This is a genomic window from Rhodococcus cerastii (assembly GCF_033042195.1).
Lineage (GTDB): Bacteria > Actinomycetota > Actinomycetes > Mycobacteriales > Mycobacteriaceae > Rhodococcoides.
Genome location: NZ_JAWLKF010000004.1, coordinates 205,459 through 229,513 on the forward strand (window position 1 = coordinate 205,459; position 24,055 = coordinate 229,513).

Below are 24,055 nucleotides of genomic sequence, written 5' to 3' on the forward strand. Positions count from 1 at the left end.
GGAAAGACCGGCCAGGAGCATCGACAGTACTTTCATACTGCCGATCATGCCGTCAGCCGAATTTCACTCCCTGCGCCAGGGGCAGTTCGTTGGAGTAGTTGACCGTGTTCGTAGCTCGCCGCATGTAGGCCTTCCATGCGTCCGAACCGGATTCGCGACCGCCACCGGTTTCCTTCTCGCCGCCGAAGGCGCCGCCGATCTCTGCGCCGGAGGGTCCGATGTTGACGTTGGCGATGCCGCAGTCCGAGCCCGCGGCGGACAGGAAGCGCTCCGCCTCGCGCAGATCGGTGGTGAAGATCGACGACGAAAGGCCCTGAGGCACATCGTTGTGCAATGCGATGGCCTCGTCGAGGGTGTCGTACGTCAACACGTACATGATGGGCGCGAACGTCTCGTGCTTGACGATGTCGGTCTGCGCGGGCATCGTCACGATCGCGGGCTGAACATAGAACGAGTACTCGTCGACCACGTTCACTCGCTCGCCGCCGACCACGACCGTTCCGCCGTCGGACACCGCCGCCTCGAGAGCCTTCTGGTAACCGGCGAATGCGGTGGCATCGATCAGCGGACCCACCAGAGTGTCTGTGGCCAAGGGAGATCCGATCGACAGCGTCTCGTATGCCGCTGCCAGCCTGCGGACCAACTCGTCCGCGACCGAGGAATGCACGATGACGCGTCGGAGCGAGGTGCATCGCTGACCTGCTGTCCCGGCGGCCGAGAACACCAGCCCACGCGTCGTCAGATCGAGATCGGCCGACGGCGTCACGATCGCTGCATTGTTTCCGCCGAGTTCGAGCAACACTCGGCCGAATCGCTCGGCGACACGGGGCGCGACAGCACGGCCCATCCGCGTCGAACCGGTTGCCGAGACCAACGCAACCCGCGAATCGTCCACCAGCGCTTCGCCGGACGCGCGGTCACCGATCAGCAGTTGCGCGATCTTGGGGTCCACTCCGGCTGCGGCGGCGGCACGCTCGAACAGCGCCTGTACACCGACGGCCGTCAGCGGAGTCTTTTCCGAGGGCTTCCAGATGACCGTGTCTCCCGCGACGAGGGCGAGAGCGGTGTTCCAACTCCACACCGCGACAGGGAAATTGAACGCGGTGATGACGCCGACGACGCCGAGCGGATGCCACTGCTCCATCATGCGATGCCCGGGCCGTTCGGTGGCGATCGTGTTGCCGTACAACTGACGGGAGAGTCCGACGGCGAAATCGCAGATGTCGATCATCTCCTGCACCTCACCGAGCCCCTCGGAGACGATCTTCCCGGCCTCGATGGACACCAGCGCGCCCAGATCCTCCTTGTGTACGCGCAGCAGTTCGCCCAGTTCCCGGATCACCTGACCACGCACGGGGGCAGGCACCTGCGACCACGACACGAACGCGGTGCGCGCATCGGCGACGACGGTCTCGACATCGGCCGCCGAAGCACACGCCAGCGACGCCAGGTTTCCGCCGGTGATGGGCGAGCGCGCGATGATCGAGTCCGGTCCCGCGGGGGCGTCGAGCGCGATCGTGGCACCCAGCCGGTCGAGGATCGCGCGAGTGCGCACACTCAACTCGTCGTGGGTGATGGATGCAGACATGCGCGTACACCTTCCGTGGAGAGAACCGAACCGTCGGAGATGAGCCTACCGATCGAGGCTCGAATCGTATATTTTCCTGTTATATGGACTTGCTTACGGAATATTAGCGCGTATCTTCGTCCTTATGACGCAAGTATTACAGCGCACTGGAGTGACCATCGATGCCGCCAACGTCCGCGACGTGATCGGTGAACACCTGCTGGCCGACGGTTTCGAGTTGGTGCTCGACCTCGATGCGTCGACCGGATCCACGCTGGTCGACGCCAGGGACGGCACCCGCTACCTGGACCTGTTCACGTTCTTCGCGTCCAACGCGCTGGGCATGAACCATCCGGCGCTGATCGACGACCCGGACTTCCGGGCCGATCTGATGCAGGCGGCGATGAACAAGCCCAGCAACTCCGACATCTACACCGTCCCCATGGCTCGATTCGTCGACACGTTCGCTCGGGTCCTGGGTGACGATCGACTGCCGCACCTGTTCTTCGTCGAAGGCGGTGCCCTGGCCGTGGAGAACGCGTTGAAGGTCGCATTCGACTGGAAATCGCGATGGAACGAAAGTCATGGCCTGGACCCGTCACTGGGCTCCCAGGTGATGCACTTCGAGCATGCGTTCCACGGACGCTCGGGCTACACGATGTCACTCACCAACACCGACCCCAACAAGGTCGCGCGCTTCCCGAAGTTCGACTGGCCGCGAATCCCGTCCCCGTTCATCCGATCCGGCGCGAACATGGACGAACTCGAGGACGCATCGTTGGCGGCGGCTCGGTTGGCCTTCGAGGCCAACCCGCACGACATCGCCTGCGCCATCATCGAACCCATCCAGGGCGAGGGCGGTGATCACCACTTCCGGCCCCGATTCCTGCAGAAGCTACGGGAACTCTGCCACGAGTTCGATGCACTGTTCGTGATGGACGAAGTACAGACCGGAGCCGGAATGACCGGTACCGCGTGGGCATTCCAGCAGCTCGACGTCGTGCCGGATGTCGTCGCCTTCGGCAAGAAGGTTCAGGTCTGCGGCGTCATGGCCGGCGGTCGCGTCGACGACATCGACGACAACGTCTTCGCTGTCAGCTCCCGCATCAACTCGACGTGGGGTGGCAACCTCACCGACATGGTGCGCTCGCGTCGAATCCTGGAAGTGGTCGAATCCGAGAAGCTCATCCCTCGTGCCGGTGAGCTCGGAGCCGTACTGCTGACAGTGTTGCAGGACTTGGCAACTCGACACACAGTGGTATCCGAAGTACGTGGACGAGGTCTGATGTGCGCTTTCTCCCTGCCCGACGCCTCCACCCGCGACCGAGTGATCGAGCTGTTGCGTACCGAGGAACATGTACTGGCGCTCGGCTGCGGCGACGCGGCAGTGCGATTCCGCCCTGCACTGACCATCACCGAAGCCGAACTGACCCAGGCAGTCGAGTCCATCGACCGAGTGCTGAGCATGCTCTAGCGCTCGGGAGGGATGTCTCTCTGCACCAACCGAATCTGTGACGTCGGAATGACACCGGGACGAAAGTAGAAGTTCTCCGGCGACTGCACGAGGTCACCCTCTTCGACTCCACTGACTTCCCAGACATCGACCGGTCCACCGGTGTTGTTCATGCCCACGAACCAATCACGTTCCCACGCATCGGCTGCCAGGAAACAACCCGCCTGCTCTGGCTGGTTGCTACCGGCAATACCGCGAGCGGCACCCATACGACGCCAGTCGAGTCCGTGGCACCGAATCGAGTCACGGTTGAGCACCGAGGTCACGTGATAGCGAATGGTCATCCGCCGAAAATAGCAACGGCAACTTGACGAGTACAGCGATTTTCGCCTTGCCCTCTCCGTTCCACTGTCAGGTAAATCTTGACAGTCTGACCTTCCGCTGTCAGGCTTTTCCTGACACAGGAGGTCGGTCATGGATCCCATCACCCTCGCAACCGAGGCAGATATCACTGCTGCGACGCGGGCCGTCGTGACGGCAGCAGCCACCGAGGCCGGTCGCATCGCCGACGAGATCATCGGCACAGGGCCCCTGCCGGGCACACCGGACTGGGAGGCCGAGCAATCTACCGACCTGCCCGCACGGCGAAGCGTCGCGTGGCATCTGTTGAGCCTGCGTGTGCAACTCGCAGCCGGCCTCGATGGCATCGAAACCGTTGTGGTGCTTCGAGTTCAGGGCACAACGTGGGCGACGATCGGAACGGCCGTCGGAATGTCGCGGCAATCTGCGCACGAGCGATGGGGCACCCGATCGGCGGCGATTCTCGATCCCGTCGGCGACGGACTGCCCGAGGTCGTCCCGAACGACAGTCCGGCCTGAATTACAGCAGCATTCGCTCGGCACCCGCCGCCACGGCGTCGGCCGCTCGCTGCAGTGCGACAGACGACAGCGACCACTGCTGCCAGTACAGCAGCACGTCGTCGATCCCGTTGTCGTCGAAGCACTTCAGCGAGTCACGGGCCTGCAGATCAGGGATCATGCCCCAGCCGAAGCCGAGGTCGACAGCTCGCGCATAGTCGGAAGAAGCCGGCACCAGGTGACGCGGCGGCTCGTGTGGGTCGACACCGAAGCGCTGTAAGTAATTGTCCTGCAATCGGTCGTCTGCATCGAAGACGACCACCGGAGCACAGCGCAAAGCCTTCGCCGTCACTCCAGCAGCGAACCACCGATCGATGAACTCCGGCGTGGCCGACGGCCGGTAGCGCATCGCACCGAGGCGTCGAACGGTGCAGCCACGAACCGGATCGGCCACGGAGGTTATTGCAGCGGAGACGATCCCGTCGTGCAGCAACTGCGCGGTCCGGTCCTGGTCCTGCCGATGCAGATCGAAGGTGGTGTTGCGCGCCAGTGGTGCGAGCGCGGGCAGCACCCAGGTCGCCAACGAATCCGCATTGACGGCAAGCGAAATGGGCGCAGCGACGCCGTCGTCACTCAGTTCTGCCCGAGTCTGCTCGGTGAGAGTGTCGATCTGACGCGCCAGACGAAGCACCGCGACACCCGACTGGGTTGCCACCACCGGCTTGCTGCGTTGAACCAGAGTCCGACCGAGCGATTGCTCCAGCGACTTGATGCGCTGACTCACCGCCGACGGGGTCACGTACAGCGCGCGAGCAGCGGCCTCGAACGTTCCACCGTCGACCACGGCCCGCAAGGCTCTGAGCTGCTCGATCTCCATAATATGAAGCTACGCTGATCATTACTGAAATACATTCGCTGGACCTAATCATGACCGGCTCCTAGCGTTGCCGTCATGACCTCGCTCGCCGCCGCACAATCGACCCTCACCGGATTGGGCGTCGGACTCTCCCTCATCGTCGCCATCGGAGCGCAGAACGCGTTCGTGCTGCGTAAGGGCCTGCAGCGCGCCCATGTACTGCCGGTGGTGGCAGTGTGCGCACTGTCCGATGCGGTTCTGATCCTGGCCGGGGTGGCAGGAATCGGCATTCTCGTCGACCGGTTTCCTGTCGCTCTGCGCGTCGTGACCGTCCTCGGTGCACTGTTTCTGCTCGTCTACGGCCTGATGGCACTGAACCGTGCTCGGACGCCGTCCACCATGACCGCGGATGCGCACGGAGGCGGTTCGCTGATCGCCGCCGTGGCCACGTGCCTGGCTCTGACCTGGCTCAATCCTCACGTCTACCTCGACACCGTGGTGTTCCTGGGGTCCATCGGAAACCGTCAGCCCGGTGAACTGCGATGGTGGTTCGCCGCCGGCGCGATGCTGGGCAGCGTGCTGTGGTTCACCGCGCTCGGCTACGGATCGCGGGTGCTCAGTCCATTGTTCGCGAGGCCGTCGGCGTGGCGAGTACTCGACCTCGGCATCGGCATCATGATGCTGACCCTCGCAGCACTGCTGGTGCTCGGCTGAACCTGGATACTTGATCCGCAGTACAACGAGTGATCTGATAGTCGCGAAAGACCGACCGCGCGGTCTGACAAACCTGGAGGATTTCCCGTGCCGTACCTCGGCCTGCTGATCATGCTGCTGTCCATCTTCTGCTTGATCGATGTCATCACCGCCGACGATTCCGGCATCCGCCACCTTCCGAAAATGGTGTGGCTGCTGCTCGTCATCGTTCTGCCGCTCGCCGGATCGATCGCGTGGCTCGTCGTCGGCCGGCCCGAGAACGGCGGCATCTGGGGTGGCAGCGGCGCACCACGCACCTCGTCGGCCTACCCCGAGTACGACGCCAAACCCGGACGCGCCGTTGCCCAATCGCAGGAGAGCGACGAGGAATTCCTCCGCCGTTGCCGCGCCCGGGCCGAGGAGCAGCGCCGCATCGCCCGCGAGCAGCGCAGAAACGACTGAGACCATGGCGAAGCTGACGACGTTTCCCGAGCCGAACTCCGCCCTTTCCGATCCCGCCGAGTTGTTTCGCGAGTACCTGCGCTTCTATCGCGGCGAGTTGGTTCGGCGCATCACTTCGCTGAGCGACGATGCACTGACCAGCACGGCCGTCCCATCCGAGTGGACTCCCCTGCAGATGCTGACCCATCTGGTGCACATGGAGCAGCGGTGGTTCGTCTGGGGATTTCTCGGCCGCGCAGTCGACGCGCCCTGGGGAGACGCGAAGGACGGCTCCTGGCACGTACCGGAAGATGTGGACGCCGAAGCACTGCTGAGCAGGCTCGACGACGGCGCCCGCCTCACCGACGAGATACTGAAATCACACCGAATGGACGAACTGGCTACTCCCGGTGGGCGATTCAGCGACGAGCAGCCGACGCTGATCTGGATCTGCTTCCATGTACTCCAGGAATACGCCCGTCACCTCGGCCACCTCGACGTCGCTGTCGAACTGGCCGGCGGGCCGACCGGCGAAGCCGAGAACTGACGCCTCAGACGTTCGCGTACAGATCGACGGTGGTGCCGTCGGGATCGTGTACGACGGCATAACGCTGTCCCCAGAACGCATCCCACGGCTGCAGGTGACCGGTGTACCCGGCTTTCGTCACCGCAGCCCACGCCGCGTCCACCCCGTCGGGCGTCCCACAATCGAACGCGAGCGCTACGCGATGGCCCCCGCTGGGCGGCGTCCACGACGGATCGAACGAGGTGATGGTCGACGGTAGATCGAACAGCAGGCGAACTCCGCCGAGGTCGACTTCCACGTGCTGCTCACCGTCGGCCTCGGCCGGAATATCCAGCCCGAGAACGCGGTAGAACGCCAGTGCCGACGCCATGTCGGCGACGATGATTTCGATTCCTGCCAGGCGCGGTTTCACAACGAAAACAGTAGACCGTCAGCCCCAGTTCGCGGCATTCGTCAGACAGAACGGATGCCCGGCCGGGTCCAGGAGTACGCGCCAGGTCTCACCGGGCTGGTTCTCGGGCAGCGTCGCGCCCAATTCCACGGCAGCCGTCGCCGCGGCGTCCAGATCGTCGACAGCAAGATCGAAATGAAACTGCTTGCTGCCGTTCGCATTCGGCCACGGCGGCGGTCGATAATCGTCGACGCGGCCGAATCCGAGCGCACTGCTCGGCCCCTGCAGCATCGCGTACTCCTGCTCCGCATGCACGACGTTCCAGCCCAGAAGCGACGACCAGAATGACGCGCTGGCCCGAGGGTCGGTGCAGTCCAGGGTGACCATCTTCAGCGTGGCCAGGGGTGTCTCGGTCATGGTGTTCCTCCTTCTCGTGTCGGACCAGACTCCTACACTGACGCGCGTGCCGGATAGGAAAAACGCGACAGCCACCCAGTCCGGCGTCCTGCGGCCCGATCAGCTGGCGCAGCATGTCGACCTCGTACGGCTACCGTGTTCGGAGTCGTTGGAACCGTGGGTCGAGAACTACTGGCAGCTGCAGTGGGAACTGCCGCCCGGCACAACGCATCACAGCTCGACGCTCCCGCACCCGGCCTGCACGTTGAGCGTCGAACACGGTTGGACCCGCGAGGGCGTTGTCGAGCCGGTGGTCGTGACCGGGGTCCTCACGCGCCGCTTCGACGTCGTCCTCGCCGAGTCCGGGTGGGTCTTCGGCGTCAAGTTCCGGCCCGGCGGCTACGCGAGTTTCACCGGAACCGTGGCGAAAACCCTGCGCGACGTCCCGGTAGCGCCACCGACCCCGTTCCGGTCCGAGACCGTCGCTGCACTGGCCGAGCTGGATGGGCATTTCGATGCCGACCACTGCCGAACCGTCGTCGACGCGGTTCTCACGCCCTACGCCCGTGACGTCGAGCCGGAGTACGAGGTGGTCTTGGACGTCATTGCGACCATGCTCGGAGATCGGGCGCTGATTCGCGTCGCGCAGGTGGAACAGCGGTGTGGCGTCGGCACTCGTCGACTGCAGCGGCTGTTCGAGCGTTATGTCGGCGCGACGCCCAAGTGGGTACTCGGGCGGTATCGGATTCACGACGCCCTCAGCGAGCTCGACAACGGCTACTCGGGTCCGCTGGCAGACTTGGCCGCACGGTACGGGTGGTTCGACCAGGCTCACTTCACTCGGGAGTTCACCGAATTGGTCGGAATGCCGCCGAGCGCCTACCAACGGTGAGTAACGCCTTCGTCACGCAATGCGACTTTTGCCGATTCGTTTGGCACAGTATTCGCGGTGCCCGATAAGCATCGTGGTGGGGAACAGCAGCACAGAGGAAGAGTGGGCTTCAACGCATGATCAACATTCTCGTCGCCGGTGGAATCGCGTTGGCGGTCTCGATTCTGTTGATTCCATTTCTCATCGCACTGTTCACCCGGCAGGGCTTCGGCCAGGAGATCCGCGTCGAAGGTCCGGCAAGTCACCACGCCAAGCGCGGAACGCCGACGATGGGCGGCGTCGCTATCATCGTCGGTTTGTGGGCCGGTTACCTGGGCTCGCACCTCGTCGCAATGGGCGGTGACGGGCCCTCGGCGTCGGCGCTGTTGATTCTCGGTCTCGCGACGGCACTCGGCGTCGTCGGATTCCTCGACGACTACATCAAGCTCCGCATGAAACGAAGCCTCGGACTCAAGGCGACCGGCAAGTACGTCGGGCAGATCAGTGCAGCGGTGATCTTCGCGGTACTGGCGCTGCAGTTCCGCAATGGGAACGGGCTGACTCCGGGCAACGTCGAGCTGTCGCTGGTACGCCAATCCACGTTCTTCACCATGGCCCCGATCGTCTTCGTCCTGTTCGTTGTCTTCCTCGTCGTCGCGTGGTCCAACGCGGTCAATCTCACCGACGGGCTCGACGGTTTGGCGGCGGGGTCGATGACGCTCGTTCTCGGCGCGTACACGGTGATGACGTTCTGGCAGTACCGGCAGTCCTGCGCGACCAATTCGGTCGCTGGGTGCTATGAGGTACGCGATCCGCTCGACCTCGCCGTCGTCTGCGCTGCGGCCGCGGGTGCCTGCATCGGATTCCTCTGGTGGAACGCGGCTCCGGCCAAGATCTTCATGGGCGACACCGGCTCACTCGCCCTCGGCGGACTCCTCGCCGGCCTGTCGATCGTGAGCAAGACCGAACTGATCGCCCTCGTCTTCGGAGCGCTGTTCGTCGCCGAGAGTGCCTCCGTCGTCATCCAGGTCGCGTCGTTCAAGAGCACCGGCAAGCGGCCGTTCCGAATGGCCCCGATCCACCACCACTTCGAACTGGCCGGCTGGGCCGAGACGACGGTCATCATCCGACTGTGGCTGTTCGCGGCCATCGCGTCGGCGCTGGGACTCGGATTGTTCTACAGCGAATTCCTCGCAGCCGTCGGCTGACCTACGATTCTGGGATGACTGAAGAACTGTCGCCTGTTGCCAAGGTCGACGCTCTCGCCGCCGAACTCGAACAACTCGATGCTCGACGCGTCGCAATCGGGGTCGAGCTCGTCAACCTTCAATTCGGCCTCGACGGAGACGCCAAGATCCGTGCGACCGAGGTCTTTCACAGCGACTACCTGGGACGACTGTTCACCTTGGTCGACGAACTGCGCACCGACGAATAGGGCTCGCTACACAGCGTCCTGATCCGAACGCGACACCACGGTCAGGCGAAAATCTCTGAGTGACAGCGTGAGTGCCGCCAACGCTGCAATCGCTACTCCACCGATCGGAAACACCAGCCACGGATTGCCGATGGTGGGAGTGAAGGTCGATGTGACAAGGTCGTCGCCGAGATACGGCACATACACTGCGTCGGTCACATACGTTTCGGCCATGTAGGTGTCCGTCGCTGTCCAGCCGAAGTCAGCTGCAGGAGGCGAGTTGATCTCGATACTCCACGGATGCTCCCACGACCAATCCCACGCGGCTTCGGCTGGTTGCGGTGGCCAGTGCGTCCAGGCGAGTGCACTGCCCGCTCCCAGAGCCGCACCCACGACGATCAACAACACGAACAGGTGTACGCGGCTGTACTGCCGATCCTGAACGATGCGCAGACCCGAATCGACGAGGAACGAGGCAGCCACGAGACCGATTGCTACTCCTGCTGCGACGAGATAAAGCGTCACGGGAAACCAACTCGGGCGGGCGTGGGTCACGCCGAGTTCCTGCGCATCGGCTACGGCGACATGCCAGACGACCGCTGCCGCAGCGCCTATCGACGCGCCGACGGCGGCCAGCACTGCGACGAGCGCTTTACCGGATGGCCTGTCCACGATCGGGACTCTACTCATGGCCTGTCCGGTCCATTCGAGTACTTGACCTGAAGCTTTGTCGAGGTTCTATCGTCGCTTTCATGAACACACTGAGACCCATGCAGCCACCCGAACTTCAGCCCATCGGATTCTGGACCGCACGCGCCGGCGACGCCATTCGAAATCGGATCCGCGCAGCACTGGCCGAAGTCGGTGTCAGCCAACCTGAATGGTGGCTCCTGCACCAGATCTCGCTGCACCCCACGGGGGCCGATCGCGCCGAGACCGTCGAGAAGATCGGGCACAACGACACGCCGGAAGCAATCGTCGAGGCCATCGCGTCTGCACGTGACAAGGGTTGGATCATCGAATCGAATTTGCGCCTGACGTTCACCCCGAAAGGTGAAGCACAATTTCGGCGAGCCGCAGACGTTCAACAGATGCTGCAGGACGAACGCATGCAGGGAATCGGACAGGACGAGTACGTCACCACTATTCGAGTGCTGCAGCGAACAATCCAGAACGTCGGAGGTGACGCCTGGCATTGGTGACGACACCGGTCAGGGACGAATGCCGTTCGCCTACAACATCCTCCGGTCAGCGCATCCGTCGCACTCTTGAAATCACGATGCCGACAACCAATCCGAGTACCGCGCCCAGAACAGGCAACCCGACGACGAGGGTGGCCAACTGCCCAGGCATACCCAGGAACTCCGAGTACTGCGAATCACCGCCGACGAATGCGTAATTGACTCGACGCGGCGCGCCGTCCCGCAGGACGATACCGATCGACGCGATCAGTCCTAGTGAGAAGCCGACGAAGGTAGAGACCTTACGCATCCGAGCGAGCCTCGCGGGCCGCTGCTGCGAAAGCGGCCATACTCGGGAACTTCATGTCGACACTGTGTTCCCCGGATGGCTCAGGCGTTGCTCCCCATCCGGGGCGATCGTGCCGCCGATCGATCCACACCGACGGGATGCCGTGGCGCTTGGCAGGCACGTGATCGTGGAACAGACTCTGCGCGACGTGGAGCAGTCGTGATCGTGGGACACCCAGCGTCTCGAGAACTCCGTCGAGCGCGTCGAAGTGATTGTCCGCCGGCTTGTAGGCCTTGACGTCCTCGGCGGTGACGATGGCGTCGAACTGCACGCCGAGGCGGCGGTTGCTCCCTGCGAAGCCGTCGCGATGCACATTGGACAGGATGACGAGCTTGTAGCTCTCGCCGAGGGACGACAACGCGTCGGCCGAGTCCTCGAATGCCGGCCAGTCCGGAACGGAACCCCCGAGCCTGTCCGCCCACTCGGTCGAGACAGGGATTCCCAGCATGTCACCGGTCCGCATGAAGGCGTCGGCAAGGATCCGGGGGTACAGAGCAGCGGGTGAATCACGCTGTGCCTGAGATTCGTTGATGCCGTAGGCCGCAAGCAGCTCGTCGTCGGACAACGGCGAACCGGCTTCCTGTGCCCATGGCCTGAGCACCTCGAGGATGCCGGTTTCCCAATCGATCAGCGTTCCGTAGCAATCGAAGCTCAACACGTCGTAGTCGGCGAGATTCATGTGGCCGGGCCTCCTTGCGAAATTCGATGGCGGCCGATTCTTCGTGCCGATACCGTCTGCAGGTCATGAGCATCGTACTGCCCGTCATCTGCACTCGCCTGTCCGGCTGTCGATGCGGACGCTGACCGACCGGGAAGCAAATCTACTGCGCGACAGAGTCTATCGGGCTGTTCACATCGTTCCTGTATCCGAGCTGATCGACGGTAGAGTTCATCGCGACAGTCGATCGGCTGACGATGAAAGGCAGAACCCATGAATATGGGCAGGGACGACGAGGTGCGCAACGTCGCCGAAGCGCTGAACACGATCGAGAAGCCCTGGGAGCCTCACCGACTGGTCAGCATCAGCGATTACGACGTCAAGGTGGTGAAGCTGCTCGGCGAATTCGTCTGGCACACACACCCCGACACCGACGAGATGTTCTTCGTCCACAGCGGAGAACTCACCATCCAGCTTCGCGACCGCGATGTCGTTCTGGGTCCCGGTGACGTTTTTGTGGTCCCAGCGGGCGTCGAACACTGCCCCAAAGCCGTCGAAGAAGTCTCTGCACTTCTGTTCGAGCGATCAGGCACCGTCAACACCGGCGATGCGGGCGGGGACCTGACCTCGCAGATCCGAGAGTTGTGACGCGGATTCTGTTGCGGCCCGCCGTGGGATCCGACGCCGACTTCCTGTTCTCGATGGCATCGAACCCCGACGTCGTCCGTTGGGTCGGTGACGGAAACCCCTGGAATAGAGACTATTTCGATGAGCGGTTCTCGCGCGCCCTGAGCGCGAAGGACGCCCGAACGCCGGACGTACAGAGATGGTTCATCGGCACCAACGATGATCGGCACCCCGTCGGTCTGCTCAGCCTGATTCGACGGTCCGACCACTTCGAGGTCGGGTACTGGGTGGATCCGGACCAGTGGGGTCGTGGCTACGCAGGCGAACTGATCGCTCTTGCGCAGGATCATACGGATGGTCTCCCGATGGCAGCGCAGGTTCACCGGGCGAACAGCGCCTCGCGTCGGGTGCTCGAGCGCGCCGGGTTCAAGCTGGTCGACGACGGTGATCCCATGACCTTCCGGTCTCCTCCGAGGCAGTGATTTCGGGTCACCAGGTCCTGATAGGACGGTGCCTCACCGTGGTACGGCCGGTCGTGACGCCGCGCATCATGGGTCGCATCAGGAACTCGTGCAGGAACCCGAGGTCGACAGCGCTGGCTGCTTGCAGAGTGTCGAGTTGGTATTCGTCGAAGGTGACGTCGAGGGCAGAGATGTTCTGCTGCAGCTGTTCCGGAGTACGTGCGCCGATCAACGAGCTGACGACGGACGGATGCCGAAGCGTCCACGCCAACGCCATCTGAGCAGGAGTCACGTCGAGTTGGCGAGCGAACCCCGACAACCGTGTCCGCGATCGCGAGCCCCCGCGCAGTCAGCGTTTCCGCTCGACCTCGCATGATCGCGTCGAGTACCCGCCGGCGCATCGGAACCCGGCACCGCGAGGTCCGCCGCGGTGTACTTGCCGGTCAGCACTCCACCGCGTAGCGGTGCCCAGGGAATGACGCGTCTGCGATCGATGAACTCGACCGCCTGCGCTCTCGTCAACGGCACCGGCACCTTCGCACCATCTGAATCCGACCTTTCGCGGCACGGGAAGTCGAGACTCCGGTGATGCACTGCTCCTATCGTTTGGGACAGAACGAAGGAAGGTCACCGGCACATGCTCGAACGATGGAACGCGGCACTCGACCACATCGAGAACAATCTCGACCGCGAGATCGATGCGGGGGAGCTCGCTCGCATCACGCTGACATCCGAATACCACTTCAGACGCGTGTTCTCGGCACTGGCTGGATTGCCTCTGTCGCACTACATCCGGCAACGCCGCATGACATCGGCAGCAGCAGACATTCTCGACGGTACAGCGGTGCTCGACGTCGCGACCAAATACGGCTACACGGCAGACGCATTCACCCGCGCCTTCCGAGACCTACACGGCATCACGCCATCTCAGGCCCGCCGACCCGGAGCCGTCCTTCGTTCCAGACAAGCCGTGACATTTCACCTGACCATCGAAGGACGAAGCACCATGCGATACCGCATCACCGAACTGCCGGCATTTCACATCGTCGGCAAATCCACCCGAATCCCATTGCGGTTCCGCGGCGAGAACACCGCAATGACCGAATTCCACCGGAGCCTCGCCCCTGGAACCGGGGAAAAACTACTCGAACTGGCAGACCTGCCCGAACTTCCTGACATCCTCTTCGTCAGCGACGGCTTCGAGCCCGAACGCGAAGACGGCAGCCTCTTCGACTACTACTTTGCCGTTGCAAGCACTTCGGCTGGAACATCCGACTGGGACACCCTCGCCGTGACCGCATCGACCTGGGCGGTATTCGAGACGAGCAGCGACACCGCACTCGCCCCCGCACTCCAACAACTCTGGGCCGACGCCTTCAGCGAATGGTTCCCCTCCAACCCCTACGAAACAATCCCGGGACCGGAAATCCTGACCGTCAAGGAAACCTCCCCCGACTGGACCTCGGGAGCGGGAGAACTCTGGATTCCAGTCCAACGAAGTCGATAGCCGTACTCACTCCTCCCCTCTCGTCGCGGCCCACCATGTCCACTCGATGTGACATTCAGTGGCCTTTTCGGGGGTCAATGTCACATCGAGTGGACTGGATCAGGTGTCAGGCGATCGATTGGCCGTAAACGTGTGTCACCGAGATGGTCACCAGTACTCGTCGGTCGGCGACCATGACGGATCGGTATTCGTTCCAATCGGGGTGCTCGCCGGCGGCGGCGCGGAAGTAGTCCACCAGGGCATCGACTTCGGGGCTCTCGGGTGTCGATCCCGGGCCGGTGAGGGTGACGGTTCCTTCCGCTGTCGCCCATGCTGTGCCGTCGGCACTGGTCACTTCGAGCGCGGCGCGGGGGTCTCGACGTAGATTCGCCGTCTTTGCTCGCCCTTCGGTGACCGAGATCGTGATGGTGCCGGCTGACCGGTCGTAGAACGGCGTCACCGGAGACAGCTGCGGAATTCCGCTGGATTTGATGGTGGCCAGCACTCCGATGCGGCTCTGCTCGAGCAGGTCGTGTGGGTCGAAGGCGCTCGCGGTCATGGCTTCTCCTCGGGTCGAGTGGACAGGTCGGCGGCGTAAGCCCCGACTGCTCGCCGATATTTGCCGAGCACCGGTTCCGCTGCCTGCAACGCGTTACGTAGTGCGAGTTCGTGTTCTCCCAGGTCCCAGAATGCCAGGGCAATGAATGCGTCACGCGCAGCGACGTATTCGTTCGAGAACTCGGCATCCTGCAGCACCTGCACTGCTTCGTGAGGACGCCCGACGTTACGCAACGAGCTCGCAAGTTGGATACGAGCCTGGTGCTCCCTGTCTGTATCCAGCCCGGCCGACAGGGACGCTTCGTACAACGGCACCGCCGCCTCTTCGTCGCCCAGAAAGTCCTCCAGCGACGCACGCTCGAACAGCACGCGAGCATCCGAGTACGACGCGATCGCAAGCAGATGGTCCAACTGAATTCGCATCCGCAGTGGATCGGAGTCGTCCGCGTTGCGCCAGAACGCCGCTAGCGGGTCCACGATGCGTCCCGCTGCTGCAGCTCGTTCGTCGAGTGCACCGTACCTACTCGAACAGGTGCTGTCGTCACGCCCTCCATCGTCGCAGACCCGGCCTAGTCTCGACGGATGGATGTGGAGCTGTCACTGCTCAAGCTACTGGTGGAGATCGACCGTTGCGGGTCCATGACGGCCGCGGCCGAACGGCTCACGTACACCCCATCGGCGGTGTCCCAGCAGGTCAAACGACTCGAGGCCGTCGTCGGCACGCCCGTCCTCGAGCGACATGCGCGTGGAGTGCGACTCACCGAAGCCGGTCGTCTCGTGGCCGGGCGAGCTGCGGCCATCGACACGCAATTGTCGGCCCTGCGCGCCGATCTCGACGATCTGCTCGATGCGCGCAGTGGCAACATCACCCTCGGCGTCTTCCCTTCCTTCGCTGCGTCCCTCCTCCCGGACGTCATGGCCGCATTCCGTTCGGCGCACCCGGGTATCGACCTGCGAATACGGTCGTCGAGGCTGCGCGACCTGCACGCCATGCTGCTGGGCCGTGAAGTCGACCTGTCCCTGGCATGGGACTACCCGGAATTGCCGATGGTGGTCGACGATGTCGAGACCGAAGTCATCGCCGACGACGCCACCGTCCTTCTGGTTCCAGCGGGTTGGTCGCGCAGAGGTCCGCTCCTCCTCGAATCACTCGAAGACGAACAGTGGATCGTCCGCGCATCGCAGCACTCCATCACCACGATGTTCCGATCAGCCTGCCTCAAAGCTGGTTTCGAGCCGAAGGTACTGGTCGAGTCCAACGACTACATGGAATCTCAGGCAATGGTTGCTGCAGGGCTGGGACTCACCGTGGCACCGTCCATGACCACTCGATACCTCCGCGAAGGCGTCGAGTCCATTGCCTTGAACGAGTTGTCCCGGCGACGAATCCTGCTGTGCCGCCTCGGACATCGGACGCCGTCCCCTGCATCGGATGCCATGCGAGCCGTGCTCGTCACGCTCTTCTTAGCTGTGAATTCTACTTAATTCTTATGTAAGAAATGATCTCTGGTCTTCACGCTGATCAAGCGGCAAGGTATGCCACAGGTCACAACGGTGGCCTAGTCCGCAACGGTGCGGACGTGAACACCTGGAGACATCGTGACTACCGGACACCCAGCCCACGACCCTGACAACACCGTCGAACTGGTGGTTCTCGCCGGCGACGGCATCGGTCCCGAAATCAGCGCGGCGACGGCCTCGGTTGTCGAAAGAGCTCTCGGACAACACGGGATCACCGCCTGCTTCACCGACGGAACCATCGGTTTCGACGCGCTTCACGCATCGGGGACAACGATGCCCGACGCCATCGTCGACCTCTCACGTGCAGCCGACGGCGTCATCCTCGGCCCTGTCTCGCACCTGGACTACCCACCGACTTCGGAGGGTGGCGTCAACCCATCGGGAATTTTGAGGCGAAAGTTGGATCTCTACGCCAACATTCGTCCCGCCAGGACCGTCCCGGCCCTGCCGAATCCGCTCGGCAAGAGCTTCGACCTGGTGATCGCCCGGGAGAATACCGAAGGTTTCTACGCCGACCGCACCATGTTTGCTGGTGGCGGTGAGTTCATGCCCACCGCGGACCTGGCGCTTGCCATACGAAAGGTGACTCGTCACGGTTCCGAACGCATCGTGCGTCGAGCGTTCGAGCTGGCACGGACTCGTCGATCGAAAGTCACTGTGGTGCACAAGGCCAACGTCCTCAGGCTGAGCGACGGACTGTTCCTAGAGGCGGCCAGGGCCGTCCGACAGCACTTCCCCGACGTCGACTACGAAGAGCTCCTGGTCGATGCAGTCGCCGCGCTGCTCATTCGTCGACCGGAGTCCTTCGACGTCATCGCCACCACCAATATGTTCGGGGACATCCTGTCCGACGAGGCAACCGAACTCTCGGGCAGCTTGGGGCTGGCGGCATCACTCAATGTCGGTGACACGCATGCCGTCGCGCAAGCCCAACACGGCTCGGCTCCAGACATTGCGGGCCAGGGCATTGCCAATCCGGCGTCGTTGATCGGCTCCGCCGCAATGCTTCTGAACTGGATAGGACAACGCCGCGGCGACGCACGATTGACCGCAGCAGGCCAATCCATTCATCGAGCCGTCGACAGCGCCGTTGGCAGTCCCGAGACCCGCACGGCGGACTTGCACGGGTCCGCAACCACCCAGCGTTTCACGCAAGCGGTGATCGAGCACATCGAATGGGAGCGCTGAATCATGTTGGCACTTCTCGGATTCGTCTCTCTTGCATCCTTCATGCTGGTGGTCATCAAGAAATGGGCGACCGCCCTGGTTGCCGTCGTCACCATCCCCATCGTGGTCCTGTTGATCAGTGGACAGGGGACAGCACTTCCGGACATGGTGGCGGAGGGCATCGAAACCGTCGCTCCCACCGCAATTCTTCTACTGTTTGCGGTTCTGTACTTCGGAATCATGATGGATGCCAAACTGTTCGACCCCATTTCACGCGGAATCATCCGATTGTCCGGTGGAGATCCCGTCAAAATCTGCGTCGGCACAGCAGTTCTCGCACTTCTCGTCGCACTCGACGGTGACGGCACGACGTCGTACATGATCATTTGCTCTGCGTTTCTCCCGATCTATCGAAAACTCGGAATCAATCCGCTGGTGATCGCCACGATCGCGACGATGGCTCTCGGGACCATATCCGGCACCACCCCGTGGGGTGGGGCTGCGACCCGGGCGATCAGCGTATTGCAGATCGACGCCACCGACTACTTCGTGCACATGTTGCCGGCAATGCTACTGATGTCAGCGGCTATCGTCGGGCTTGCATATCTGTTGGGCCGCAGCGCACGCAAGAAGATTTCCCAGGAACGCATCGCCGAAGTCACCGCGCATGTGTCCTCCGGCGCGCACAAGGAGGGCTCGGATGGAACGCTCCTGACGAAGGCAACCTGGCGAACCTGGGTGAATGCAGCACTCACGGTCACCCTGCTGGTGCTGCTGGTGTTGGGAGTGGCAGACCTACTGGTGCTCTTCATGCTCGGTTTCATCATCGTGCTGATCGTTAACCACCCCAAGCCCTCCGATCAGGGCGACGTGATCCGATCGCATGCTGCCAACGCCGTCCCCGTCGTCATACTGGTCCTCGGTGCCGGCGTATTCACCGGCATCCTCACCGAGACCGGTATGACCACCGCCATGGCCGACGCGCTGATCTCACTGATTCCGGACGGTTCCGAAGGCATGATCCCTGCCGCAGCCGCGCTGATCGGAATCCCGCTGAGCTTCTTCATGGCAAACGACGCCTACTTCTTCGGGATCGTGCCGGTACTCGCGGAATCGGCTGCGCAATATTCCATCCCACCCGAGGAAATGGCTCGCGCTGCGGTGATCGGCCAGATGGCCCACTCGATCGGACCCGCATCGGCACCGTTGTGGGTGCTGCTCGGCCTGGTGCGTGCCTCGTTGGGCGACTTCCAACGCTTCGCATTCCTGTGGGTGCTGGCCGCGTCGCTGATGTATATCGGCTTCGCAATACTGACCGGAGCCATCTCGGTAGGTCTGTGAATTACTGTGCGGCTACGAATTCGATCCGATTGCCCACGCCGTCGCAGGTATGGAACCGTCGTCGGCCCGGGATCTCCTCAGGGTCGGCCCAATTCACTGGGTAGCCGGCAGATGTCAACGCCGCAGCAGTCGCATCGACATCGACGACGAATGCCGGGTGCGCCTTCAGCGCCGGGCGAAAGTCGTTCTCGATGCCGACATGTACCTCGCCATCTGGGCCGCCCACTCCCGGCACGCAAAACCAACAGCCGCCGCGGACCGCCAACAGCGGCGGCTTCGCGATCTCTTGCCAGCCGAGAGCACCCGAGTAGAACTCCCGCTCGCGGTCTTCGCCGCCCGCCGGACAAGCGACTTGCACGTGGTGAATCATCGAACGAACGTACCGCCATCTCGATTGACACGCCGGTGAACGGTAGGCAAACGTATGGGCATGCAACTGAGATTTCTGGCCGGCATCTCGACGGCCTTCGCATTCAAGCTCCTGCTGATGCGAGCGCTGACACTCAAGCTGCAGCGAGACATCGAAGCACTGAACAACGGCAACTACCGCCCGCTGCTGTCGTCCTTCCATCGCGACGCAGTGCTGAAGTTCGCCGATGGTGACAGCCGCTGGTCGGGCACACACCGCGGCCGCCCGGCCATCGAAAAATTCTTCCAGGACTTCGTCGCTGCCGGAATCAAAGGCCAGATCACCGAAATCTACAGCGGCGGCGCACCCTGGCGTATGACCCTGCTCGCCCGCTTCGACGACCAGGCCCACGCAGCCGACGGCACCCAGATCTACAACAACCGCACAGTGCTGCTGGTCCGCACGAGCTGGGGAAAAATCATCTCGCAAGAAGACTTCTTCGAGGACACCACACGCCTCGACGAATTCGAGAAGAAACTGCGGCAACTCTAAATTTGCCCGGCATTCGGCTCGGTGCACCACTTCCGCCGGTACTCGATGTGACATCCAGTGGCCTTTTCGGGGGTCAATGTCACATCGAGTGGACCCCAGGGGAGGAAGGGGTGGGGCGGCGATAGGTCACTTGTGGATAGTTGTCGGCATTCGTGACGCTGGCGTGCACGTTGTATACCGTGCGCACCAGGTGTTCGGTGATCACTTCGTTCGGGGTTCCCGATGCCACGATGGCACCGTTGTTCAGGACGATGATGCGGTTGCAGAACATGGCGGCGAGGTTGAGGTCGTGGAGGGCGATGTAGCTGCTCAGGGGTAGGCCTGCGACGAGGGTGAGGATGTCGAGTTGGTGTTGGATGTCGAGGTGATTGGTCGGCTCGTCGAGCAGTAGTTCGGTGGGTTGTTGGGCGAGTGCGCGGGCGATCTGGACTCGTTGGCGTTCGCCGCCGGAGAGGGTGTGCCATCGTCGGGTGGCTTTCGATGCCATGGCGGTGTCGGTGAGTGCTCGTGCGATGGCGGCGTCGTCGTCGGATGCGTCGCCGCCGAGGATGCCGTGATGTGGGATGCGGCCTAAGCGGACGACGTCGCGGACGCTGATGTCGACGTCGGTGTCGGAGTGTTGGTCGACCATTGCCACGCGTCTGGCGATGCGTCGTCGACGCAGTGTTCGGAGGTTGTCTCCGTCGAGCAGCACGTCGCCGCTGTCGGGGGCGACGATGCCGGCGAGAATGCGCAGCAGTGAGGATTTGCCCGAGCCGTTGGGGCCGATCAGACCGATGGTCTCGCCGGGTTCCGGCGCGAAGCTGATCCCGTCGAGAATCGGATGCCCACCACGGGTCCACCGAAGGTCTTTGGCGTGCAGTGTCATCGGGACCTCCGTAGCCGAAAGAGAATGAGCGCGAAGGCCGGGACGCCGATGAGTGCGGTGACCACTCCGACGGGAATTTCCTGTGGCGCGAACACCGTTCGGGCGATCGTGTCGACCCAGACCATGAAGATTGCGCCGATCACCACCGTCGTCGGGAGCAGTCTTCGGTGGCGCGCGCCGACGAGGAAGCGGGCGGCATGCGGGAGCACCAGTCCTACGAATCCGATGGCTCCGGCGGCACTGACGAGGGCGGCCGTGATCAGTGCGGTGATGACCAGCAACAGAATTCGGACATATCTCACCGGAACGCCGAGCGATGCGGCCGCGTCGTGCCCGAAAGTGAAGGCATCGAGGGCAGAGGTGTTGAACAGGCACACCACCATTCCCAACAGTGCCACACCGCCGCACAATGCCACGTCTGTCCAGTCGGCACCGCTCAGCGAGCCGAGCAGCCAGAACAGCACTCCCCGCGTTTGTTCGGCATCGGCCGAGGATATGACGATGAACGACGTCAGAGCCGAGAACAGTTGTGTACCGGCCACTCCCGCGAGTACGACGCGGTCGTTGCCTCCACCCGCACCTGCGGCGAGCAGCATCACCAGGACGAAAGACAACAGCGCTCCGGCGAACGCCCCGGTGGACAGCGACAGTGCGCCGCCGCCTACGCCGAGCACTGCGACGACGACGGCACCGGTGGACGCGCCCGACGAGATACCCAATACGAACGGGTCGGCCAACGGGTTGCGCAACAGCGATTGCATGATGGCACCGCACAGCGCGAGGCCTGCGCCGCAGATGGCCGCGAGCAATGTTCGGGGCAACCTCAACTGCCAGACGATACCGTCCTCGATGCGGCTCACTCCGGCCGTGCCGATCCCGATGTGCCCCAGTATCACTCGATACACATCGGATACCGACACACTGGCGGGACCGATCGTCACGGCCACGCCGATCGAGAGCACCAACACCACGAGGCCACCGAGCAGAAGCGGGATCAGCAATCCGCGATCTGTCCGGCTCATGGGGTGGTCAGGCCCCAGTTCTGCAGAGCCGCTGCAACTTTCTCGACCCCGTCGATCGTGCGGATCGATGGGTTGAGGTCGGCACCGTTGACGACGATGTACCGCTTGTCCTCGACGGCGGTGAGCCGACTGGTGACGGAATTCGATTCCAGGAAGGCGATCTTGCTGTCGAGAGCATCACCGGCGATGCTCCGCCGGCTCAGGTCGGCGAGAACGAGCGCGGTGGGATCGCGATCGAGGACACTCTCCCAATTGACCTGTGGCCATTCGTCGGTGGTGTCGGCGTAGATGTTCTGGGCACCGACGGATCCGGTGATGATTCCCGACGACCCACAGCATCCGGCCATGTACGGGGTATCGGTGTCGGCGAACCAGTACGCCAACGTCACACCCGAGGCGTCGACGGCTCCTGATGCTTTCGCGAAGCGATCCTGCAGCTCGCCGACCAAGCGTTCGCCGCGATCACGCACGTCGAAGATGGCTGCGAGGTCGCGAATCTCCTGGTAGACGGTCTCGATCTCGAGCGGCGTCGTACGCGCGCCGTCGGAGTTGACACTGTCGTCGGTCTTGCCGTTGCAGTCGGTGGGAGAGAGGTAGCTCGGCACACCGAGCTGCTCGAACTGGTCCCTGTCGGCTACTCCTCCGGGCCCGAGAGTGCCGCCGAACGACGCGGACACAAAGTCGGGCTCGGCGTCGAGCACCACCTCGAGCGAGGGTTTGTTGTCCGCCAACCTTGGCACCTTCGCGTTCTCGGATTGGAGGTTTGCGCGGACGGGGTCGGTCCAGGTGGCGGTGCCGACCATCCGGTCGGCGAGGCCGAGCGAAAGAAGAATTTCGGTCGAACCCTGGTTCAACGACACCGCACGCTGAGGCGGGGCGTCGACGACGACGTCGCGGCCGCAATTGTCGATCGTCAGCGGATAGTTTCCGGTGGTCGGGGTGGCCGCGTCGGTTGTCGCAGTGGACGAACAACCGGCGAGAACGAGGATCGAGACAGCGCCTAGGACGGCGAGAGTGGTGCGCATCGTGAAGAGCTTCCTGCTGAGGGCTCGTGTCGCGGAGCCGCGGATGGAGGTGAATCACGACGTCCGAGCATTCGGACTTCGAGCTCTCACCCGTCACCGTTGCGCGCCAGCTCCGGAATTGCACCGGATTCCCTCGTTCGTCGCATGCTGACCCTATCGTGCGGGGGACCTCGACGGTCAGCGTGTCGCTGCGCCCACCGGCTCCTGGGCGTAGCTGCGCGGAAAGGTGGTGCGTGCCAACACGACTACGATCATCGCGGCGGCGACGAGCACCGTCGCAGCAGCCGTGACGGCCACGATGCCGCTGAGGTCGATCACCACGCCGCCCACCAGGGCTCCCGTGGCGATCGCCAACTGGAAGGCAACGACATAGATCGCCGACGCCTTGTCCGCATCGGCCGGCGCCGCTCTGACCACTGCCGATTGGATGCACACCGGGAGGGTGGTGAAGGCCAGTCCCCACAGGGCGATCGCGCCGACGGCGAACACGGCCAAGCTGCCCGGCGCTCCGATCACGGTGCACCAGAGAACTGCAACCGCAGCGGTCACTGCGCCCAGGGCGGCGATGGTCGAGTACCGAGGCCACCGGTCGTAGGTTCTGCCGATCACCCAGATTCCGATCACTCCGAACAGTCCGTACAACATCAACATCAGAGTCAGAGTGGTGCCGGCCGACCCGATGGCACGGTCGACGATCACCGAGAAGTAGGTGTACGCGGCGAAATGACCGAGGACGGCCAGGAACGTCACTCCACAGAGAACGGCCAGGGTGCCGTCGAGCACCCGCGGTGTCTTTTTCGTCTCCGAAGACGCCCGGGTGACCGGTAGTGCCGGGAGGACGAAGTACAGCGCAACCGCGATTGCTGCGGCGACCACACCGAGAATCGTTGCGGCCGCGCGCCATCCGAACCATTGGCCGAGGGCAGCAGTGAGCGGGTTGCCGGCAACCAGTGCCAGCGAGGTACCGGCGTACACCGTCGCGATGGCCTTGCCCTGCTTACCCGGTAGCGCAAGCGAGGCCGCGACGGGCGCGACGACAGCCCAGAAGACGCCGTGCGTTGCCGCGCAGAGCATTCGGGAGATCACCAGCATCGGATATCCGACCGATACCGCCGAGAGGAGTTGCGAGAGTGCCAGTGCGGCAACAGTGATGACGACGAGACGCCGTCGGGGCCACTCGCGCACGAACCGGATCAACGGCATCGTCATCACCGCAACGCCGTACGCATAGAAGGTCAGCAGGAGACCCACGGCGGATTCGCCGACACCGAGGTCGCCGGAAATCTCGGGGAGCAACCCCACGGGCAGTGTTTCCGCAGTGACGTAGATGAATGCGGCTGCGGCGAGCACCAGCAGTTTCGGTAGCGGCGACGACATGCTGTGTATCGTTACACACAGTCGTTACAGCGCGCTACAGTGGGCCG

Annotated in this window: 33 protein-coding genes and 1 riboswitch; of the genes, 16 read left to right on the plus strand and 17 right to left on the minus strand. The window is 63.2% G+C overall.

Going from position 1 to position 24,055, the window contains the following annotated elements:
• Positions 1 to 52: 52 nt before the first annotated feature.
• Positions 53 to 1,588 carry an L-piperidine-6-carboxylate dehydrogenase gene (gene amaB / locus R3P93_RS10300; protein WP_317532972.1) on the minus strand — a complete coding sequence of 512 codons (1,536 nt, stop codon included), beginning with the start codon at positions 1,586 to 1,588 and terminating at the stop codon, positions 53 to 55.
• Between the two features lie 124 nt (positions 1,589 to 1,712).
• Between amaB and lat the strand changes: the two genes are divergently transcribed.
• Positions 1,713 to 3,041, plus strand: a complete 1,329-nt coding sequence (gene lat / locus R3P93_RS10305; RefSeq protein ID WP_149407629.1) for an L-lysine 6-transaminase — start codon at positions 1,713 to 1,715, stop codon at positions 3,039 to 3,041.
• On the opposite strand, the gene R3P93_RS10310 is transcribed toward lat, so the two are convergent.
• Entirely contained in the window at positions 3,038 to 3,364 is a 327-nt protein-coding gene (locus R3P93_RS10310) for a hypothetical protein (RefSeq protein ID WP_317532973.1), read from the minus strand. The genes lat and R3P93_RS10310 overlap by 4 nt on opposite strands.
• Positions 3,365 to 3,494: 130 nt before the next feature.
• Here R3P93_RS10310 and R3P93_RS10315 point away from each other — a divergent pair, with 130 nt between their 5' ends.
• On the plus strand, positions 3,495 to 3,899 hold the full coding sequence (locus R3P93_RS10315) for a hypothetical protein (protein WP_317532974.1): 405 nt from the start codon (positions 3,495 to 3,497) through the stop codon (positions 3,897 to 3,899).
• 1 nt (position 3,900) lies between these two features.
• Here the strand turns inward: R3P93_RS10315 and R3P93_RS10320 are convergent, their stop codons facing one another.
• Positions 3,901 to 4,755, minus strand: a complete 855-nt coding sequence (locus tag R3P93_RS10320) for a LysR family transcriptional regulator ArgP (protein WP_317532975.1) — start codon at positions 4,753 to 4,755, stop codon at positions 3,901 to 3,903.
• A 75-nt stretch (positions 4,756 to 4,830) separates the two neighbouring features.
• Here R3P93_RS10320 and R3P93_RS10325 point away from each other — a divergent pair, with 75 nt between their 5' ends.
• From R3P93_RS10325 to R3P93_RS10335, 3 genes are all read left to right on the plus strand, one after another.
• Positions 4,831 to 5,448, plus strand: coding sequence for a LysE/ArgO family amino acid transporter (locus R3P93_RS10325; RefSeq protein WP_149407627.1), 618 nt, complete (start codon positions 4,831 to 4,833; stop codon positions 5,446 to 5,448).
• Positions 5,449 to 5,535: 87 nt separating this feature from the next.
• On the plus strand, positions 5,536 to 5,889 hold the full coding sequence (locus R3P93_RS10330) for a PLD nuclease N-terminal domain-containing protein (RefSeq protein WP_149407626.1): 354 nt from the start codon (positions 5,536 to 5,538) through the stop codon (positions 5,887 to 5,889).
• 4 nt (positions 5,890 to 5,893) lie between these two features.
• A complete protein-coding gene (locus tag R3P93_RS10335; RefSeq protein WP_149407625.1) occupies positions 5,894 to 6,415 on the plus strand; it encodes a mycothiol transferase in 522 nt (173 codons plus the stop codon).
• A 4-nt stretch (positions 6,416 to 6,419) separates the two neighbouring features.
• Here the strand turns inward: R3P93_RS10335 and R3P93_RS10340 are convergent, their stop codons facing one another.
• Positions 6,420 to 6,806, minus strand: a complete 387-nt coding sequence (locus R3P93_RS10340) for a VOC family protein (protein ID WP_068045411.1) — start codon at positions 6,804 to 6,806, stop codon at positions 6,420 to 6,422.
• 18 nt (positions 6,807 to 6,824) lie between these two features.
• Positions 6,825 to 7,202 carry a VOC family protein gene (locus tag R3P93_RS10345; protein WP_149407624.1) on the minus strand — a complete coding sequence of 126 codons (378 nt, stop codon included), beginning with the start codon at positions 7,200 to 7,202 and terminating at the stop codon, positions 6,825 to 6,827.
• Between the two features lie 46 nt (positions 7,203 to 7,248).
• Here R3P93_RS10345 and R3P93_RS10350 point away from each other — a divergent pair, with 46 nt between their 5' ends.
• The 3 genes from R3P93_RS10350 to R3P93_RS10360 all read left to right on the plus strand — a co-directional run bounded on the left by R3P93_RS10350 (position 7,249) and on the right by R3P93_RS10360 (position 9,487).
• Positions 7,249 to 8,073, plus strand: a complete 825-nt coding sequence (locus R3P93_RS10350) for a helix-turn-helix transcriptional regulator (protein WP_262498574.1) — start codon at positions 7,249 to 7,251, stop codon at positions 8,071 to 8,073.
• A 116-nt stretch (positions 8,074 to 8,189) separates the two neighbouring features.
• Positions 8,190 to 9,260, plus strand: a complete 1,071-nt coding sequence (gene mraY / locus R3P93_RS10355) for a phospho-N-acetylmuramoyl-pentapeptide-transferase (RefSeq protein WP_149407623.1) — start codon at positions 8,190 to 8,192, stop codon at positions 9,258 to 9,260.
• Between the two features lie 14 nt (positions 9,261 to 9,274).
• A complete protein-coding gene (locus R3P93_RS10360; protein WP_068045421.1) occupies positions 9,275 to 9,487 on the plus strand; it encodes an oxidoreductase in 213 nt (70 codons plus the stop codon).
• Positions 9,488 to 9,493: 6 nt separating this feature from the next.
• On the opposite strand, the gene R3P93_RS10365 is transcribed toward R3P93_RS10360, so the two are convergent.
• Positions 9,494 to 10,138 (minus strand): hypothetical protein, encoded by a 645-nt coding sequence (locus R3P93_RS10365; RefSeq protein WP_149407622.1) that lies wholly within the window; start codon positions 10,136 to 10,138, stop codon positions 9,494 to 9,496.
• 80 nt (positions 10,139 to 10,218) lie between these two features.
• Between R3P93_RS10365 and R3P93_RS10370 the strand changes: the two genes are divergently transcribed.
• On the plus strand, positions 10,219 to 10,668 hold the full coding sequence (locus R3P93_RS10370) for a MarR family winged helix-turn-helix transcriptional regulator (RefSeq protein ID WP_149407621.1): 450 nt from the start codon (positions 10,219 to 10,221) through the stop codon (positions 10,666 to 10,668).
• 46 nt (positions 10,669 to 10,714) lie between these two features.
• On the opposite strand, the gene R3P93_RS10375 is transcribed toward R3P93_RS10370, so the two are convergent.
• Entirely contained in the window at positions 10,715 to 10,957 is a 243-nt protein-coding gene (locus R3P93_RS10375; protein ID WP_149407620.1) for a hypothetical protein, read from the minus strand.
• A complete protein-coding gene (locus R3P93_RS10380) occupies positions 10,950 to 11,675 on the minus strand; it encodes an HAD-IA family hydrolase (RefSeq protein ID WP_149407619.1) in 726 nt (241 codons plus the stop codon). The genes R3P93_RS10375 and R3P93_RS10380 overlap by 8 nt, the downstream gene beginning before the upstream one ends.
• 252 nt (positions 11,676 to 11,927) lie before the next feature.
• Here R3P93_RS10380 and R3P93_RS10385 point away from each other — a divergent pair, with 252 nt between their 5' ends.
• Both R3P93_RS10385 and R3P93_RS10390 read left to right on the plus strand, forming a co-directional pair.
• Positions 11,928 to 12,302: a cupin domain-containing protein gene (locus tag R3P93_RS10385; protein ID WP_149407618.1), complete on the plus strand. Its 375-nt coding sequence runs from the start codon at positions 11,928 to 11,930 to the stop codon at positions 12,300 to 12,302.
• Complete coding sequence (locus R3P93_RS10390) at positions 12,299 to 12,763, plus strand: GNAT family N-acetyltransferase (RefSeq protein ID WP_188078818.1); 465 nt, start codon at positions 12,299 to 12,301, stop codon at positions 12,761 to 12,763. The genes R3P93_RS10385 and R3P93_RS10390 overlap by 4 nt, the downstream gene beginning before the upstream one ends.
• Positions 12,764 to 12,770: 7 nt before the next feature.
• Here R3P93_RS10390 and R3P93_RS10395 read toward each other — a convergent pair whose 3' ends face one another.
• Both R3P93_RS10395 and R3P93_RS10400 read right to left on the minus strand, forming a co-directional pair.
• Positions 12,771 to 13,034, minus strand: a complete 264-nt coding sequence (locus R3P93_RS10395) for an aldo/keto reductase (protein ID WP_149407616.1) — start codon at positions 13,032 to 13,034, stop codon at positions 12,771 to 12,773.
• Complete coding sequence (locus R3P93_RS10400) at positions 13,031 to 13,270, minus strand: hypothetical protein (RefSeq protein ID WP_149407615.1); 240 nt, start codon at positions 13,268 to 13,270, stop codon at positions 13,031 to 13,033. The genes R3P93_RS10395 and R3P93_RS10400 overlap by 4 nt, the downstream gene beginning before the upstream one ends.
• A gap of 109 nt (positions 13,271 to 13,379) precedes the next feature.
• Here R3P93_RS10400 and R3P93_RS10405 point away from each other — a divergent pair, with 109 nt between their 5' ends.
• A complete protein-coding gene (locus tag R3P93_RS10405) occupies positions 13,380 to 14,249 on the plus strand; it encodes an AraC family transcriptional regulator (RefSeq protein WP_317532976.1) in 870 nt (289 codons plus the stop codon).
• Positions 14,250 to 14,355: 106 nt separating this feature from the next.
• Here R3P93_RS10405 and R3P93_RS10410 read toward each other — a convergent pair whose 3' ends face one another.
• Both R3P93_RS10410 and R3P93_RS10415 read right to left on the minus strand, forming a co-directional pair.
• Positions 14,356 to 14,787 (minus strand): PPOX class F420-dependent oxidoreductase, encoded by a 432-nt coding sequence (locus R3P93_RS10410; RefSeq protein ID WP_317532977.1) that lies wholly within the window; start codon positions 14,785 to 14,787, stop codon positions 14,356 to 14,358.
• Complete coding sequence (locus tag R3P93_RS10415) at positions 14,784 to 15,263, minus strand: tetratricopeptide repeat protein (protein ID WP_218829022.1); 480 nt, start codon at positions 15,261 to 15,263, stop codon at positions 14,784 to 14,786. Before R3P93_RS10415 ends, R3P93_RS10410 begins: the two co-directional genes overlap by 4 nt.
• A gap of 105 nt (positions 15,264 to 15,368) precedes the next feature.
• Here R3P93_RS10415 and R3P93_RS10420 point away from each other — a divergent pair, with 105 nt between their 5' ends.
• The 3 genes from R3P93_RS10420 to R3P93_RS10430 all read left to right on the plus strand — a co-directional run bounded on the left by R3P93_RS10420 (position 15,369) and on the right by R3P93_RS10430 (position 18,815).
• Positions 15,369 to 16,271 carry a LysR family transcriptional regulator gene (locus R3P93_RS10420; protein WP_094669436.1) on the plus strand — a complete coding sequence of 301 codons (903 nt, stop codon included), beginning with the start codon at positions 15,369 to 15,371 and terminating at the stop codon, positions 16,269 to 16,271.
• A gap of 114 nt (positions 16,272 to 16,385) precedes the next feature.
• A complete protein-coding gene (locus R3P93_RS10425; RefSeq protein ID WP_317532978.1) occupies positions 16,386 to 17,495 on the plus strand; it encodes an isocitrate/isopropylmalate dehydrogenase family protein in 1,110 nt (369 codons plus the stop codon).
• A gap of 3 nt (positions 17,496 to 17,498) precedes the next feature.
• Positions 17,499 to 18,815: a CitMHS family transporter gene (locus R3P93_RS10430; protein WP_317532979.1), complete on the plus strand. Its 1,317-nt coding sequence runs from the start codon at positions 17,499 to 17,501 to the stop codon at positions 18,813 to 18,815.
• 1 nt (position 18,816) lies between these two features.
• On the opposite strand, the gene R3P93_RS10435 is transcribed toward R3P93_RS10430, so the two are convergent.
• A complete protein-coding gene (locus tag R3P93_RS10435; RefSeq protein WP_068045467.1) occupies positions 18,817 to 19,185 on the minus strand; it encodes a VOC family protein in 369 nt (122 codons plus the stop codon).
• A gap of 60 nt (positions 19,186 to 19,245) precedes the next feature.
• On the opposite strand from R3P93_RS10435, the gene R3P93_RS10440 reads away from it, so the two are divergent.
• Positions 19,246 to 19,716: a nuclear transport factor 2 family protein gene (locus tag R3P93_RS10440; RefSeq protein WP_317532980.1), complete on the plus strand. Its 471-nt coding sequence runs from the start codon at positions 19,246 to 19,248 to the stop codon at positions 19,714 to 19,716.
• A gap of 79 nt (positions 19,717 to 19,795) precedes the next feature.
• On the opposite strand, the gene R3P93_RS10445 is transcribed toward R3P93_RS10440, so the two are convergent.
• The 4 genes from R3P93_RS10445 to R3P93_RS10460 form a co-directional block, all read right to left on the minus strand.
• Positions 19,796 to 20,584, minus strand: coding sequence for an ABC transporter ATP-binding protein (locus R3P93_RS10445; RefSeq protein WP_094638435.1), 789 nt, complete (start codon positions 20,582 to 20,584; stop codon positions 19,796 to 19,798).
• Positions 20,581 to 21,606 carry a FecCD family ABC transporter permease gene (locus R3P93_RS10450; RefSeq protein WP_068045478.1) on the minus strand — a complete coding sequence of 342 codons (1,026 nt, stop codon included), beginning with the start codon at positions 21,604 to 21,606 and terminating at the stop codon, positions 20,581 to 20,583. The genes R3P93_RS10445 and R3P93_RS10450 overlap by 4 nt, the downstream gene beginning before the upstream one ends.
• On the minus strand, positions 21,603 to 22,631 hold the full coding sequence (locus R3P93_RS10455; protein WP_149407609.1) for an ABC transporter substrate-binding protein: 1,029 nt from the start codon (positions 22,629 to 22,631) through the stop codon (positions 21,603 to 21,605). Before R3P93_RS10455 ends, R3P93_RS10450 begins: the two co-directional genes overlap by 4 nt.
• A gap of 19 nt (positions 22,632 to 22,650) precedes the next feature.
• Positions 22,651 to 22,765: riboswitch (cobalamin riboswitch) on the minus strand.
• A gap of 43 nt (positions 22,766 to 22,808) precedes the next feature.
• A complete protein-coding gene (locus R3P93_RS10460) occupies positions 22,809 to 24,008 on the minus strand; it encodes an MFS transporter (RefSeq protein WP_149407608.1) in 1,200 nt (399 codons plus the stop codon).
• Positions 24,009 to 24,055: the final 47 nt, after the last annotated feature.

What these genes read in the sequence shown, in the direction of transcription:
- amaB (WP_317532972.1), bottom strand. Translation starts at nt 1,588, where the DNA reads ATGTCTGCATCCATCACCCACGACGAGTTGAGTGTGCGCACTCGCGCG.
- lat (WP_149407629.1), top strand. Translation starts at nt 1,713, where the DNA reads ATGACGCAAGTATTACAGCGCACTGGAGTGACCATCGATGCCGCCAAC.
- R3P93_RS10310 (WP_317532973.1), bottom strand. Translation starts at nt 3,364, where the DNA reads ATGACCATTCGCTATCACGTGACCTCGGTGCTCAACCGTGACTCGATT.
- R3P93_RS10315 (WP_317532974.1), top strand. Translation starts at nt 3,495, where the DNA reads ATGGATCCCATCACCCTCGCAACCGAGGCAGATATCACTGCTGCGACG.
- R3P93_RS10320 (WP_317532975.1), bottom strand. Translation starts at nt 4,755, where the DNA reads ATGGAGATCGAGCAGCTCAGAGCCTTGCGGGCCGTGGTCGACGGTGGA.
- R3P93_RS10325 (WP_149407627.1), top strand. Translation starts at nt 4,831, where the DNA reads ATGACCTCGCTCGCCGCCGCACAATCGACCCTCACCGGATTGGGCGTC.
- R3P93_RS10335 (WP_149407625.1), top strand. Translation starts at nt 5,894, where the DNA reads ATGGCGAAGCTGACGACGTTTCCCGAGCCGAACTCCGCCCTTTCCGAT.
- R3P93_RS10345 (WP_149407624.1), bottom strand. Translation starts at nt 7,202, where the DNA reads ATGACCGAGACACCCCTGGCCACGCTGAAGATGGTCACCCTGGACTGC.
- mraY (WP_149407623.1), top strand. Translation starts at nt 8,190, where the DNA reads ATGATCAACATTCTCGTCGCCGGTGGAATCGCGTTGGCGGTCTCGATT.
- R3P93_RS10360 (WP_068045421.1), top strand. Translation starts at nt 9,275, where the DNA reads ATGACTGAAGAACTGTCGCCTGTTGCCAAGGTCGACGCTCTCGCCGCC.
- R3P93_RS10370 (WP_149407621.1), top strand. Translation starts at nt 10,219, where the DNA reads ATGAACACACTGAGACCCATGCAGCCACCCGAACTTCAGCCCATCGGA.
- R3P93_RS10375 (WP_149407620.1), bottom strand. Translation starts at nt 10,957, where the DNA reads ATGCGTAAGGTCTCTACCTTCGTCGGCTTCTCACTAGGACTGATCGCG.
- R3P93_RS10380 (WP_149407619.1), bottom strand. Translation starts at nt 11,675, where the DNA reads ATGAATCTCGCCGACTACGACGTGTTGAGCTTCGATTGCTACGGAACG.
- R3P93_RS10385 (WP_149407618.1), top strand. Translation starts at nt 11,928, where the DNA reads ATGAATATGGGCAGGGACGACGAGGTGCGCAACGTCGCCGAAGCGCTG.
- R3P93_RS10405 (WP_317532976.1), top strand. Translation starts at nt 13,380, where the DNA reads ATGCTCGAACGATGGAACGCGGCACTCGACCACATCGAGAACAATCTC.
- R3P93_RS10410 (WP_317532977.1), bottom strand. Translation starts at nt 14,787, where the DNA reads ATGACCGCGAGCGCCTTCGACCCACACGACCTGCTCGAGCAGAGCCGC.
- R3P93_RS10420 (WP_094669436.1), top strand. Translation starts at nt 15,369, where the DNA reads ATGGATGTGGAGCTGTCACTGCTCAAGCTACTGGTGGAGATCGACCGT.
- R3P93_RS10430 (WP_317532979.1), top strand. Translation starts at nt 17,499, where the DNA reads ATGTTGGCACTTCTCGGATTCGTCTCTCTTGCATCCTTCATGCTGGTG.
- R3P93_RS10435 (WP_068045467.1), bottom strand. Translation starts at nt 19,185, where the DNA reads ATGATTCACCACGTGCAAGTCGCTTGTCCGGCGGGCGGCGAAGACCGC.
- R3P93_RS10440 (WP_317532980.1), top strand. Translation starts at nt 19,246, where the DNA reads ATGCAACTGAGATTTCTGGCCGGCATCTCGACGGCCTTCGCATTCAAG.
- R3P93_RS10445 (WP_094638435.1), bottom strand. Translation starts at nt 20,584, where the DNA reads ATGACACTGCACGCCAAAGACCTTCGGTGGACCCGTGGTGGGCATCCG.
- R3P93_RS10450 (WP_068045478.1), bottom strand. Translation starts at nt 21,606, where the DNA reads ATGAGCCGGACAGATCGCGGATTGCTGATCCCGCTTCTGCTCGGTGGC.
- R3P93_RS10455 (WP_149407609.1), bottom strand. Translation starts at nt 22,631, where the DNA reads ATGCGCACCACTCTCGCCGTCCTAGGCGCTGTCTCGATCCTCGTTCTC.
- R3P93_RS10460 (WP_149407608.1), bottom strand. Translation starts at nt 24,008, where the DNA reads ATGTCGTCGCCGCTACCGAAACTGCTGGTGCTCGCCGCAGCCGCATTC.